Below are 13,415 nucleotides of genomic sequence, written 5' to 3' on the forward strand. Positions count from 1 at the left end.
ATTATGAGATAGCCGGAGACAAGGCGGTTTACTTTGAATTCCGAGGGGTTCCGACGAAAACTACGTTAATCCAGCGGCTTTGAGCGACGTGAAAATCTGATCTGTCGGCACAGCTAAGCACGGCTTCTCGTGACATGCTCGCGCATCATCCCATGATGGGCAGCGACAGGATGGCCCTCGTACAATCGTCACATGATCCCCAAGCGGTCCCCATCTCGCTGGATCGGTTGGCCCAAAGACGGCAACCGTACGCACGCCGAGGAGAGCGGCCAGATGGGTCACACCTGAGTCATGACCGAGCAAGAATTGGGCTCGCACGAGAACACCAGCAAGCGTGGGGAGAGCAAGATTTTGAAGGATGAGGGGTCTTGAGTTGATGACCTGTAAGACGCGCTCAACCGCAGGCTGATCAGCCGGTCCCTCGACGATAACCGGGAACAGGCCATTTTGAACAAGCCGCTGAATAATATCCGCAATGGCGATTGGATGAAGACACTTATGCGCGCTGCCGCTTCCAGGATGCACCAGCACAAATGGCCGTCCTCTCGGAATCCCGATACGCTCAAGACAGGCGGTGCCTTCTTCGACAAGGTTTGGTGGGACCTGAATGAACCTCTCCAAGGATCCATCATCGGGTGGCTCCTCCACCGTTTCAAGAAAACGATGGCTCTGATGCCTCGTGTGCAAGACGGGAGAGAATGGGGACTGAATCCGTACTTCTGCGACCGCGAATTCTTCGAAAGTGGCACGAAGGGCGTCTTGCTTGTCATCCATCCAAGCAACTGCCATATCACATCGATTCAACCACCCCTTGAGTTTACAGGGCAGTGGAACGCCGCTTGAAAAAAGCCCAGTCACAGCTGGTCCATCCCACGACATCCAGTCATTGATGATGCCACAGGCAATGAGCAATCGACCGATCGACTCCTGAGCCACCAGTAGAATCTCTCGCCCGTTGTCCCGAGCTCCAAGTCGGCGGATAGCGGGTACTGCCAGCAGAACATCTCCCAAGGAACCTGGATGCACAATGACGAGCGATCGTGTCATGCGTGGTCCGAGGGGCACCCTATCGATCATCCATGAGCTCACCGCAGAGAGCGCGAGCTCGAACAAGGTCAGACGGTGTATTGACATTCAGAAACGAGCGCCCGTCGGGATCAATTTCGCGAACCTCATCCTCCGTGACCAGACGAACACGAAGCGACGGGTTGGCAAGCAGCCGCTGTAGTTTTAGGTCGCCGCTTCGAATAAGTTCCTCCACCACCGCCTGACAGTTTTGGTTGTAAACCGCATGAGTCGGCTGAGGTCGACCATTCCAATCGGCGAGAACAATATCCACGTCGTCTTTTTGGCCGACCATATACTGGACGAGGCCCTCATGGATAAAGGGCATGTCGCAGGCGGCGAGAAAGATATAGGGCGTTGTGGCTTGCTGTAGACCGGTATACATGCCTCCTAGACTTCCGGAAGATGGGATGAGATCACGCAAGACCGGGATCTGAGCCTCGAGGGGCGGACTATCCTGGGCGATGACGATACACACACGTTCAAAAATCTGAGAAAGAACAGTGCAGCTTCTCTCCAGCAAGGGCCGCTCCCCCACGGTAAGGAAACGTTTATCGGTACCCATTCGCCGACTCTTTCCACCCGCCAAAAGCACCCCGGTGACATCGGAGATCATGAAACCATCACAATCTAAAATAAAAAAGGGGGTGGGTTATCCCCACCCCCTTTCACAGAATAACACCTACTCGCAGTTCAAGGAAAAACTATAAGGTCTTTCCCTTTTTCCTATTTGAACGGCGGGTCAACACCCATCCCTCCAAGAGAACCACACCGACCGCGATGACGACCGGATAAATGTACGTCTCCTGTGGGACCGGCGGATTCATAAAGGTGTAGTAGAAGGCCGACACAGCCATCTTCCGTCCTGCATCACCATTATGACCATCCCAGGCAAAAAAGACGGTCGGGATGTATTGGCCCACTTCAAAGAAGGTATCCTCATCGTAATCCTGGTCCTTCTTATTTCCTACCGGCCGCTGCATCATGACGTACCACCGACCATTCTTCCATTCCGCCTTTAGCAGCTTCATGGCCTCTTCGTAATTGTCACGCTCTTCAAAATCCTTGTCCCAGCCAGTCCCTTTGAAGGCACGAAGAGATCCATCTGCTTCCCACTTCACGATATCCACGGGGAACTGCTCGTTCGTACCGAACAAGTAGCGTGGCTTAATCGGAGCTGGAAGTTCCTTCCACTTGACGGCGGTTTCAATGGCAATGGCGTCATTATAGACCGCGTAGTTATTTTGCTGAGCCGCGATGGACCCTTCTTCACCAGTCTTAGGATCCTGTTCTTTGATATCGATATTAACTTGTGTTGGAGCCCAAGGTAGTTTCCCTTCGGCCACACTCTTCGTTCGATCATCCCACTCAATCAGATAGACAATGTGTTTATCGTTGTAGAGCGATCTCACCCAAATATCATCCAGCCGATTTACAAAGTTCCTTGGCTTGTGGGTAATCTGTCCCCCCATTGCCACGTATCGCTTTGGAGCCTTTTTCCATGCCTCATGCTCAAGATCGGTTGGGATTTCCCCTTCCACCATATCCGATGGAATGACGAAATTAATTTTCGGCTTATCAGTCAAGGGATCGATTGGTAATGGGTTACCCAATGGATCTCTCTCACAAAGAGAGTTCACAAAGTTAGCAATATCCCAACGCTCGTCCACGCTGGTGTTATCCGCGAAGGATGGCATTGGAGTACCATTGACTCCGGTAGAGAAAGTTCGGAAGATATTACTTACATTGTATGGATCTTGCCTACTCCCTCTGAAGTTCCAACACTTGTGCCAGTTAGCCGGCTGAATGGAAAAGCCCCAGTCATCCTTTAGATTGAAGGCATTCCCATCGCCCCGACCTTCCATACCATGACATTCAACACATTTTTTTTCGACGATTAACTCACCACCACGCTTCTTACTTTCGTCGGTGGCAGGTTTCGGCTTCAAATCAGCCAATTGGAGTACGGTCTGGCTCTCTGACTGCTTATCGTTGAATTTTCTATCCTTGACGAGCTGCGTCGTCACAAAAGAAAGAACTTGCTGACGCTGTTCTTCGCTTAAGATACCTTCCCACGGGGGCATCGCAGAGCCAGGAAGACCGTGCGTGACCGTTTCGAACAAATCGTTCTGACCTGGAATCGGCTTTTTGGCGTCAAACAACGGCAATTCGCCGCTGGCCGTATGCCGGATCTTAAACGTTCCTTGATTGAAGTTACGTGGACGAGGCCAGAGACGATCAGCACCAGGCCCGTCACCTGCTCCATCAACCCCATGGCACCACACGCACTTGGTGAAATAGACTCGCTTCCCTGCTTCAATCATTTCTGCAGAGGGTTCAGGAGCCAAATCACCCTTCTTAAATCCCTCGGGCAGCCCTTGCGCTGAAACCGACGAATATCCAGCACTCGATACTAAAACCACTCCGAAGGCTGCAGCCGCGATGATCCCGGCCTTCTGAGTCATACTGTCCATCATGTTTGGCCTCATAATCTTCATTATGTTTGGTTTGGCATTCTCAGAGATATGGCGACTAATCCCAAGTCCGTGGATAGTAGCCGGTGTGCCAATATTCAAACAAAACGACTTTCCAAATTTCATCCACGGTCAAGTGTTGTTCCCATGGCGGCATGACTGAAGCCCACGGGAATCCTTCGTTGGGCAATCCGATACCGCCCTTCGAAACGCGCCAGAAGATAAATGTCTCTTGCAACTGCGCAATCGTGCCCGGATCGGTAAAGTTTGCAGGAATTGGATTGAAGGCAAAGGCGTGCAGCCCTCTCCCATTCAGGTTGTCACCATGGCAGAAATGGCAATTTTGAAAGAAAATCTCTCCGCCTTCTCTCACGTATTTCAGATAACCTTGGTTCTTCTCATCCCAGGGGTTGGCATTTGGTTTCATCAAACGCCCCATTCCCTGTTCCACAATATTGGCATTGGAGAATTCTTGATCGTACTTCCCTTCCGGATTAACTCGGTAAGGGTTCTGCGACGTTTGCAGCGTATACGTCTTCCCATGAACCTTCGTGCTGGCAGGAGGCGCCGGGTGAACCGTCCGAAGCTCAATAGGCTCTTCAGACTTCGGCATCATGGCATTGAAAGAAAATCCACCCACAAGGATTGGAATAAACACAAGGTATACGTACCTCAGGAGCCTATTCATTCCGGTCTGTGCATCAAGCACATTCATAATGGGCTGCTTAAACTTATTCCAGTCCTCTTCATTAGCAGACACCCACATGAACACCGTGACAAGACCCACCGTTCCGTACATCGCACGTACGCTGAAAGGGATCGGAGGATACACCCGGAACTTCAAATACATCATCAAGAAGACCCAGAATCCAATCCCTTGCCAGAACCTCGGGAGAGCCATCCCCATTGCACTCATCATGTAGCTCAGCCCAGTAAAACCGATCACAAAGCATGCCACTTCGAGCAGCAGCTGGATCGGCATATACCCTTCGACTAATCGCACAGTATTGGATGGAACAACGTCAAAGATCATCCCACCCAAAAGAAGCAGCCCCGCTACTCCAATCAAGGCTCCGAGAGACATCAATGCTTTCATCGGCAAACTCCCTTTACTCTCCGCATGACAAACAACCGGGTCCTAGGAAATCTTTGGTGGCGGCGCTCCGGTTTTCACTTGCGATAAGTAGTCAACGATTTTCTTCAATGCCCCAGCGCTCAATTTCTGACCGAAAATGGCCGGCATTGTTTTATCTGGGAATGGTTTAACAACGTACGCGCTTGGATCAACGATGGACTCCATAATATATTCCGCCGGTGATTTTGCGGTGCCCTTGTACGTTGGATCCTTTATGCGCTGTGCTGCAGTGGTCCCTTCCTCAAGCTTCGGACCGATGGTCCCCATGGCTCCAGGAATACCAGGGATCGTATGGCAAGAGACACACTGAGCTTTAGCGAAAATTTGATCGACAGGCTCTGATCCATCCGCCAGCAGTGAGGTGGCTCCTGCAGGCTTATCATCCGCCTGCTTTGGACGGTCGGCTTCAGGAACAAACTTCTCATACGACTTCACGATGTCATCGAATGATGGAGGCTCAACTCCCTCCCGGGCGTACATCCAAGTATCAACTGCCGCAAGCTCTGCGAGACTGAGCGATATCGGCGGCTTATGAATCGAGGGCATCGGGCTTTCTTTATCATTCGTACCTTTCACCCCATAACCAGCAACGACATAGCAACTAGGACAGGCATGAGATTCTGCAATGTATTCCTGCACAGTCTCTGCGGTGCCTGAACCAGGGAAAGCTTCCTTAACTGAATATTCACGCTTTGATGGGTTACCCTTGGAATACTTAGGATCCTCTAAGCGCTCTTTGCGAGTTGGTAGACCCAACAAGTTTGGCGCTCTCTCACCGAGCATACCAGCGTGGAAAGCATGGCAAAGTGGACATTGCCCTTTACCGATCGCACCTTGCTCCTTATTCTTTCCGACGCCACCAAAGATAATTTCCTCACCCTTGTCAGCCAGCTGCTGAGTGGTCATGGTTTCCCACGTCACCTTCTCCTCTACCGGCGGAAAACCACCTTCCACCTGAGGAAGCCAATTTCCATAGCCAGAAAGGAACGCAGCTACGAAGAACATCATGCCACCGATCTTCAGTAGGGCGCTCAGGTTGGTGAAGTACAACGCCATAATGAAGGTTGTCACCGTGATCATCACTAAGGAGACAGGTAGCAACCGGCTTTCGCCATAGAAGTTAGTTTTGTAATTGGCGATCGCCATAAAGAGAAGAAAGCAGGATACCATCCCAATGAACGTCTTAAAGACTGCGCGCTTCTTCGCAGCCGGGTCGCTGATGCTTACTTGAAAGTAAACAAGCAGACCCGCAATGATGGCCAAAGCCATCCAACCCATCGACAGTGCTTCTGCAATCAAGTTACCCAAGGTCGTGACCTCCTACAGCTACAACTCAAGTGGGGACATATCCCCACTCGATCCGTTGAGCCGACTATCAAAGAAGACACAGATTAATGACTGGTAGCCGGCTGCGGAACACTACCAGGTATTCCCGCCTTAGATTCCACAGGAACTTTCTTCGCCGTTAAGCTACCCAGCCAAAAAACAAATAGAATTGTAATCCAAAAGAACAACACATTCGCTGAAATCATATTGGCGGCAAATCCTACCGTATGGGTATAAGCCCAAGGAGAATTGTCTCTCATGATTTCATTGACATGCCAAAAGAGTCTGACGGATGAGCGAATATAGCCCATCAGTGCCATCATCCAGGTAAATGCTGTCGCCAACATAATAAGGGCGTATTGGGATCGAGCGGAAATCTTACCCCACTCGATCGCCCCCATTTGCTTAGCACCTCTCATCATGACGCTATTCAATGCAAACATGAAGAAGAGACAAGACAAGGTTGTCGCTACTTGAGGAACAGACAGACCCACACGAACGTTTGCCGGGATATAATATCCGTACACCGCAAGGAATATAATATTGAAATAGGCGCAGCCGAAGAACACACCCATAAAGATGTTACCGAACTTCGCCCAAGATACAGTTGAGACTTTATTGCCTCGCATATACCAGACGAAGCTCAACACCGTGGTTGTAATAATGACGTTAATGCCTCCGTTTTTCGCAGACATAACCCCATAGTTACCCAACACTGGGTGCTGCTGACCTCCCATGGCTTTTAACTCCGCTGGAGTCATCACCATGGTATGCGGAGTAATGAAGACCATATAGCCACAGGCAAGCAGAAAGACCAGGTACTTAATATATCGCTGATACTTCTCTGCACCACGCATACGCCCCATGGCCTGCCAGAGATAGTAATTTGTGCACAAAAACAGAATACCGATCATGGTGGCTTGAATAATGAACAACCAAGCAAGCAAACCACCCATCAAGGTGATACCCATTTGCTGACGATAGGCATAGACCTCGCGCATGAGCCAATATCCGGCAAATGGCAATGGGATCAGAAACGCCACACCCAAAGCCATAGCGATATAGCCCATCCAATCATAGTGGGCTCGATCCTCATCCGTTTTGGAAGCCAAAAACTTATACGCAGCATAGGCCGCAACCACGCCGCCACCAAACGCCATATTACCCAGGATTCGGTGCAGATTAAGCGGATTCCACAGTGCGGTATGAATCACATGCCAAATATTCCCAAGGTACCGCCCCTGCTCATCAACGCCGGCAGGCGACATCATGAAACCGATCCAAGAATTTGCAAGGAACATGAGCAATGTTCCTATCACGTTCAAAACCACCGACATGCTCAAATGGATCCACTTCAAGAAACCCTCTCGCATCTTGTCCCATCCATAGTAGTAGATGTAGAGAGTCCCACTCTCCGCCACAAACATCAATGCATAGATGTGCATGACAGGGCGGAAGATACCCGACAGATATGAGAAGAAGGATGGATACAGAGTCAAGAAGGTAAAGATCAGAATACCTCCTAGAATAGCAGTAAGAGAGTAGGCAGTAAGACTGATCTTAATGAAATCATAAGCCAATTGATCATAGCGCTTCGCGAGCGCTTTATCCTTCGTGACAACCCCCATAAACTCGATGATCATGCAAAAAATCGGAACGGCCAGCACGAAGCTGCCGTAGTAGAGGTGCTGCTGGTTCGCAAACCAGAGCAAGACTCGACTTTCAAAGTTATATCTCGGATAGTCCTTAACACCATCCGTCGTCTTAGGAGCGGGAGCACCAGACACGATTCCTTCTGTCTTATAATAGACATCCCGACCCTTTTCGACCTTATCTCCATCCTTCTTTGCCGCATCGCCCGAACGAGTCTCTTCACCGATAGCCAGTGAAGGCAACGCCACGACGACCGGAAGCAGAAGGAGGCCGACCATCATGCAGAGCGCCACAATCGAAAATACGCGCTTGCCGGCTAAAAGGCCCATGGAATACCTCCTTAATACCCTACGTTAAATGTATGATTTTCAGAATACTCGACAATACCTTCAGGAGGGCTTAGTTTTTGAAGAGATACCAAAAGTCCAGCCCCTGCATATCCATGAGGTAGTGATCAACCATCACAAAATAACCAACGACAATAACAAGAGAAACAACAAATGCAATGACTGGATTGTTAAGAGCGCTCATCTTCTTCCTCTCCTCTGTCGACCAATGCCATCAATCAGTTAAGCCGGACAGATCCCCCATGCAAGGCCAAACTCCGCACAAAACTCAACAAGGGCACTGAATACCGGCAAACCAATAGAAAAACCATAATCCGACAGCACAGGTAATATAAAAAATCATCTTTCCGATTTTTACCTTTAGTTCGCTATCAGGGGTAGCTGTTGCCATCGTCATTAACTCCCGATCAAAATAGTGAGTAAGGGCTAAATTTTGGAATTACCGCATTTTCTTGACAGGCATCCGGCCCTGTGTTATCAGAATTTCTCAACTTTCAACACGAATTAGCGAGGAAATTGTGTCGAAAAACTCAAAAGTGTTTGACATTATAGTTTTGGCTGGAATGGTTGTCAACATCATTTTGGCCGTGTTTTTGATCCTTTACTACTTTGATTTTCTGTAAGTTCTTCCGGCTTTCCCTTCTCTTCACCTACCGTACCGACAGGTGAATTTGCACAGCGAAATCCGATCGTTTCATCTCGAAAGTCTTGCATCATCTTGCTTCGACTGGTAATTCGAACATCGCCACCTGCCGTCGTATATCCTCCCCCACGAAGCACCCGGTAGGTGCCGTACTCAGGACTCGGTGGATTCTGATCCGGCGAGCTCTTATAGTAGGTCTCATCGTACCAATCCGCCACCCACTCCATGACATTACCGGCACCGTCCATCACTCCATAGGGACTCTTGTCGCTCTGAAATGTACCGACACGCGCCGACGCTTCATGACCATCCTGCACACGAGCCCAATTTGCCCCATCAGGTTGCTCCGTATCTCCCCATGGCCAGAGCCTTCCATCCGTACCGCGCATCGCCTTTTCCCACTCAGCTTCGGTAGGCAGCCGTTTCCCCTTCCATCGACAGTACCCGTCAGCGTCGTCCCATGACACATAAACAATGGGCTGATTGATCCCACGCACCCTGGCTCCGCTCTTGGCATAGCGTGAAGGAAGTCCTGGTTTTCGATGCCCTGTGGCCACAACAAACTGCTGATACTGATAGTTCGTCACCTCGTACCGGTCAATCGAGAATGCATCCAGATAAATGGTTCGTTGGGGACGCTCATCGAAACCTCCACCCTCAGTTCCACGAATGAACGCCCCTGCTGGAATCGTGACCATCTCACCCGAAAACGGTTCTTCTCCTGGCGCACTATCCGCCGTCGACACAACTTCAGCGACGGTATCAGACGTCGGCTTCTCATACGGAGTGACCGTCGTCCCTCGCATAATGGCGACAATGGGCATGGCCGCGCAGGCCAAGACCACAAACAGGAAGACCAGTTTAAATTTCGAATCGAGCATGCCGGCCTATCACTCAGCTCCCAGCTGAAGCTGGATCTAAATCGCTCGCACAGCGAACACCGATCGTGACATCGGTACGCCAATGCTTAGCGGCAAATCTCTTGGACAACCTTGCCTGATGCTCCGTCTCCCTCCAAGATCCTCCCCGTACGACTTTCAAATCTGCATTGTCCGGCCCCTTGGGGTCACGAAACGGAGATTTCTTGTAGTAATGCTCGTCGTAGGAGTCCTCGACCCATTCCGCCACATTTCCCGTCATGTCATGAATGCCGTAAGGACTGCGCCCACCCTCAAAGACTCCGGAAGGAGCCAAGTACTTATAGCCATCTTCCGTACCATCGACATTGGCCGCATTGACGACGAACTTGTCTCCCCATGGATATCTTCGCTTACTCTCGCCACGACCGGCTTTTTCCCATTCCGCTTCCGTAGGCAGACGCTTCCCCGCCCACTTGCAGTAGGCTATCGCCTCGTCCCACGAGACACTCATCGCCGCAAACTCGGGCTTCAAGATCTTTGATTGATCATCGTCAAACACCTCGATTCTCGGCATCCCCCGCTTCGTCATCTTGGCAAACCGCTGATATTCTTGTTGCGTGACCTCGTTCCGGTCGATATAGAACCCTTTCAAGTAGACCTGATGCTCGGGTGCCTCATCGGGATCACCGTCATTGCTTCCCATCGTGAAAGGCCCTTCCGGAACTTGCACCATCTCCCGCCCTTCGTCTCCGATTCTTGTCTTGTACATGGAGAAATCCTGAGAAGGCAGACTGCTGGCCGTCGGTCGCGCTTCGGACGCCACTGACGCCGCAAGCTGTTTCATCTGCTTGGCCTTGTATGATTCGTAAGCCAACAGACCGATCATGAGAAAGAAGGACGCAAACACAAAGATAATGGAGCCGACTAAGACACCTTTATTTTCCACAAACACCTCGACAATCAAGACCCATGAGCTCTACGACGGCGACGTTCCTGCCTGCTCTGCTGCCGCCGCCTTCCTCGCTGCACGCACATCGAGCAACATCGAAATCTGGACGCCAAGAAACCCGCCCATGGCTGCTCCAGCCCCGGCACCAACCCAGATCCGCTCAGCACCGGCCATCAACCAGGCCAACAATCCCCCGATAATCGTCCCGACCAGAATGCTCACGAGAAACCGGCGACCACCAAGAAAGCCGATCACCACACCCAGGCCGAGCCCAACGAGGATGGCGACCGGCATGAGCCCTCCACCCATCGTCGTCCCGATCAGGGTCCCCACCGTCCCCATCACAACGATTCCGAGGGCAATATCAACAACCGTACGACTCACCATCACATCAATCTCTTAGCGTCCGCGCATGCCTCACTTCCCTGGAAGGGCAACGAGTGGACCAAAATCGATCTCCACTCCAGGCGCGGCGATGATAGAAATTCCCCAGGCCTTCTCCGCCGGTTCATGCTTATGAATCCGCTTAAAGTCTTCGTACACATTGACCCGCTCTTCAAACCACTGTCCGATCTCCTTCGTCCCAGACTGGACAACGATCTCGGATCCACTGAACATCCCACCTTCGGTCAACGTGCCATCCGGTTTTGATTCACTCCAGACATACTTCGTGAACACCGGAATAAACAAAAGATCCGTATCGAGCGATGCATAGACGGCCGCGAGCGGCTCGTTTCCGGTCGCGGCTTTGGTCAGGCGCCAACGCCAGGTCAGAACCGGATAGGCTTTCGGATCCCAATCGATTTTCTTTTTCTTGATCCGTTGCCCCGCATCCTTGGCCGACAAAAAGCTGACCCCGTTCTCCGTCCGTACCTTGTACGCGTCACGGCCTTTTGCTTGGCTACGTTGATTTTCGTGATCCCACAACGAAGGAAAACCATCCGCTTCTTTTGCTTGAAAATCTTCCAGCACCAGCGTCGGCTCTCCCGTGATCGCAGGCGTCACCCCAATCACGAGAACCGTTGAGCCGAGCACGGCTGCCGCAGCCATCAACACAGTCCGTATCATGCCCTGAATCCCTTTCTTATGTTTCTTGCGATGGAATCGGAGCCAGTAACGGTGACTCTTTCTCACTCGCATCTTCTACCATCACCGGCTGCTGTCCCCGTTCGCACATCCAGAACAATGCGAGAACCGCCGCCCAGAACACCACCATATTCAGTGTCACCATTTTGGTCGCATATTGGAGGTCCGGAGTGAAGGCCCAGGGCGAGACATCGGCCATCAACTCGCTGACGTGCCATGATAACCTCCCCGAGGAACGGATGTATCCCATCAACCCCATCACCCAACTGAACGATGCCGCTAACCCAAATAATCCGACCATGCCACGCAGCGGAATCTTTCCCCACTGAATCGGGCCATGCACCATCGCACGCCGGAGCATCAACCGATTGATCACCACTCCGACCAGAATAACCGTGAACGTGGTGAAAGCCTGCGGAGCGGACAGACCGACGCGAATTTTCGCCGGCAAATAGAAGCCATAGATCGATAGCCAAATGATGTTCACTGCGCCGACCACATACAGCACCGTGATGAGGATATTGCCGGTCTTGATCCATGAGATAGTCATGGTGCGATTCGCACGACGATAATAGAGGAAGCTCAGTGCGGTCACGAGGATCAGGATATTGACCGCTCCGTTCTTAGCCGACATGACCCCGTAGTTACCGATGACCGGGTGTTGCGCACCGCCCATTGCCTTAGCCTCACTGGCAGAGGTCAGCAATGTATGCGGCGTCAACCAAATAAAGAGCGCCACCATCAACACGCCCAAAAGGAGTTGATAGTAAGGCTGATACCGCTCTCCACCCTTGATCCGCGCCATGCTCTGCCACAGATAATAGTTGATCCCCAAAAACAAGACACCGATCAAGAGGGCCTGCACCACAAAGAGCCAGGTGAGTAGCCCGCCCATCATCGTCACCCCCATGGTCTGGCGAAACATGAAGACTGACTTCATCAGCCAGTACCCGGCAAACGGCATGGGAATGAGAGCGCACACCGTGACGAAGAGGAACACGTATCCGACCCAATCAAAATAGGCCCGTTCCTCGTCTGTTTTACTGGTAAAAAATCGGTAACAGGCATAGGCAAGCACCACGGCCCCACCGGACATCATATCCGCCAGAAAGCGATGGACGTTCAGAGGATTCCAGAGTGCGGAGTGCAACAGATGCCACGCGTTTCCGAGAAACCGCCCCTGCGCATCAACCCCGGCCGGCGACATCATGAACGCAGACCAGGCGTTGGCCATCATCAATAATGCGGTCCCCACGATGTTCGTCAGAATACCGATCGCGGCATGAATCCATTTCATGCCACGGTCTGTCATCCGGTTCCAACCGTAATAATAGATCACCAGCAGCAGCGCTTCTCCGAAAAATACGGCGGCATAGGCCGGCATGAATCCCTTGAATGTTCCGCCCATATACTTCATGAAACTCGGATAGAGCATGATAAACATCGTCAGCATCAGACTGCCGATCAGTGCAGTGACCGACATGGCCAAGACCGCCACCTTCGCAAGATCTCTCGCCAAACTATCGTAACGAAGGGCCAAGGCCGGTTTGTTTGTGAGAAGCCCCAAAAACTCGAGCAATGCGCAAAACAACGGCAAGGCGAGAACGAATCCGCCGAAATAGGTATGCTGCTGTGTCACGAACCACACGAGTAGCCGGCTATCCAGTGACCCGACTTGGGGGTAGACCGTTTCTTGAGGTGTTGGAGCCGCCGGCCCCTGCGGAATTCCCTCGGTTCCGAAGTACACATCGGTGGAAGCGTCGGCATAAGACAGATCGGGGTCATACCCCAGAGAACCAAGGGTGATCGAGACGACTGCAATGCCCAGTGCCACACGAAGCAACAAACCATTTATTCTGAATCCTTGGCCCATAAAC

12 protein-coding genes are annotated in these 13,415 nt (G+C 51.5%); all 12 read right to left on the reverse strand.

The window, feature by feature from the left end:
- Positions 1-60: 60 nt before the first annotated feature.
- Positions 61-1,047: a glycosyltransferase family 9 protein gene (locus COMA1_RS10275; protein ID WP_176697987.1), complete on the reverse strand. Its 987-nt coding sequence runs from the start codon at positions 1,045-1,047 to the stop codon at positions 61-63.
- A gap of 19 nt (positions 1,048-1,066) precedes the next feature.
- On the reverse strand, positions 1,067-1,681 hold the full coding sequence (mobA, locus tag COMA1_RS10280) for a molybdenum cofactor guanylyltransferase (protein ID WP_090747881.1): 615 nt from the start codon (positions 1,679-1,681) through the stop codon (positions 1,067-1,069).
- Between the two features lie 88 nt (positions 1,682-1,769).
- Positions 1,770-3,542 carry a c-type cytochrome gene (locus COMA1_RS10285; RefSeq protein WP_090747885.1) on the reverse strand — a complete coding sequence of 591 codons (1,773 nt, stop codon included), beginning with the start codon at positions 3,540-3,542 and terminating at the stop codon, positions 1,770-1,772.
- A gap of 55 nt (positions 3,543-3,597) precedes the next feature.
- On the reverse strand, positions 3,598-4,635 hold the full coding sequence (locus tag COMA1_RS10290; RefSeq protein ID WP_090747888.1) for a c-type cytochrome: 1,038 nt from the start codon (positions 4,633-4,635) through the stop codon (positions 3,598-3,600).
- A gap of 42 nt (positions 4,636-4,677) precedes the next feature.
- Positions 4,678-5,982 (reverse strand): c-type cytochrome, encoded by a 1,305-nt coding sequence (locus COMA1_RS10295; protein ID WP_090747891.1) that lies wholly within the window; start codon positions 5,980-5,982, stop codon positions 4,678-4,680.
- An 83-nt stretch (positions 5,983-6,065) separates the two neighbouring features.
- Positions 6,066-7,982 carry a cytochrome ubiquinol oxidase subunit I gene (locus tag COMA1_RS10300; RefSeq protein WP_090747894.1) on the reverse strand — a complete coding sequence of 639 codons (1,917 nt, stop codon included), beginning with the start codon at positions 7,980-7,982 and terminating at the stop codon, positions 6,066-6,068.
- 70 nt (positions 7,983-8,052) lie between these two features.
- Positions 8,053-8,184, reverse strand: a complete 132-nt coding sequence (locus tag COMA1_RS21835) for a hypothetical protein (RefSeq protein ID WP_281176244.1) — start codon at positions 8,182-8,184, stop codon at positions 8,053-8,055.
- A gap of 392 nt (positions 8,185-8,576) precedes the next feature.
- Positions 8,577-9,524, reverse strand: a complete 948-nt coding sequence (locus COMA1_RS10305) for a formylglycine-generating enzyme family protein (RefSeq protein WP_090747897.1) — start codon at positions 9,522-9,524, stop codon at positions 8,577-8,579.
- A gap of 13 nt (positions 9,525-9,537) precedes the next feature.
- Positions 9,538-10,449: a formylglycine-generating enzyme family protein gene (locus COMA1_RS10310; RefSeq protein WP_141654297.1), complete on the reverse strand. Its 912-nt coding sequence runs from the start codon at positions 10,447-10,449 to the stop codon at positions 9,538-9,540.
- Positions 10,450-10,479: 30 nt separating this feature from the next.
- A complete protein-coding gene (locus COMA1_RS10315) occupies positions 10,480-10,839 on the reverse strand; it encodes a hypothetical protein (RefSeq protein WP_090747903.1) in 360 nt (119 codons plus the stop codon).
- A gap of 30 nt (positions 10,840-10,869) precedes the next feature.
- Positions 10,870-11,520: a DUF3047 domain-containing protein gene (locus COMA1_RS10320; RefSeq protein ID WP_176697988.1), complete on the reverse strand. Its 651-nt coding sequence runs from the start codon at positions 11,518-11,520 to the stop codon at positions 10,870-10,872.
- 16 nt (positions 11,521-11,536) lie between these two features.
- Positions 11,537-13,411: a cytochrome ubiquinol oxidase subunit I gene (locus COMA1_RS10325; protein WP_090747909.1), complete on the reverse strand. Its 1,875-nt coding sequence runs from the start codon at positions 13,409-13,411 to the stop codon at positions 11,537-11,539.
- Positions 13,412-13,415 lie beyond the last annotated feature (4 nt).

It is taken from the genome of Candidatus Nitrospira nitrosa, assembly GCF_001458735.1.
In the GTDB taxonomy this organism is placed as follows: domain Bacteria; phylum Nitrospirota; class Nitrospiria; order Nitrospirales; family Nitrospiraceae; genus Nitrospira_D; species Nitrospira_D nitrosa.

Bases quoted from the DNA above. Each gene is read 5' to 3' on its own strand.
- COMA1_RS10275 (WP_176697987.1), bottom strand. From the start codon at position 1,047: ATGACACGATCGCTCGTCATTGTGCATCCAGGTTCCTTGGGAGATGTT.
- mobA (WP_090747881.1), bottom strand. From the start codon at position 1,681: ATGATCTCCGATGTCACCGGGGTGCTTTTGGCGGGTGGAAAGAGTCGG.
- COMA1_RS10285 (WP_090747885.1), bottom strand. From the start codon at position 3,542: ATGATGGACAGTATGACTCAGAAGGCCGGGATCATCGCGGCTGCAGCC.
- COMA1_RS10290 (WP_090747888.1), bottom strand. From the start codon at position 4,635: ATGAAAGCATTGATGTCTCTCGGAGCCTTGATTGGAGTAGCGGGGCTG.
- COMA1_RS10300 (WP_090747894.1), bottom strand. From the start codon at position 7,982: ATGGGCCTTTTAGCCGGCAAGCGCGTATTTTCGATTGTGGCGCTCTGC.
- COMA1_RS21835 (WP_281176244.1), bottom strand. From the start codon at position 8,184: ATGAGCGCTCTTAACAATCCAGTCATTGCATTTGTTGTTTCTCTTGTT.
- COMA1_RS10305 (WP_090747897.1), bottom strand. From the start codon at position 9,524: ATGCTCGATTCGAAATTTAAACTGGTCTTCCTGTTTGTGGTCTTGGCC.
- COMA1_RS10315 (WP_090747903.1), bottom strand. From the start codon at position 10,839: ATGGTGAGTCGTACGGTTGTTGATATTGCCCTCGGAATCGTTGTGATG.
- COMA1_RS10320 (WP_176697988.1), bottom strand. From the start codon at position 11,520: ATGATACGGACTGTGTTGATGGCTGCGGCAGCCGTGCTCGGCTCAACG.
- COMA1_RS10325 (WP_090747909.1), bottom strand. From the start codon at position 13,411: ATGGGCCAAGGATTCAGAATAAATGGTTTGTTGCTTCGTGTGGCACTG.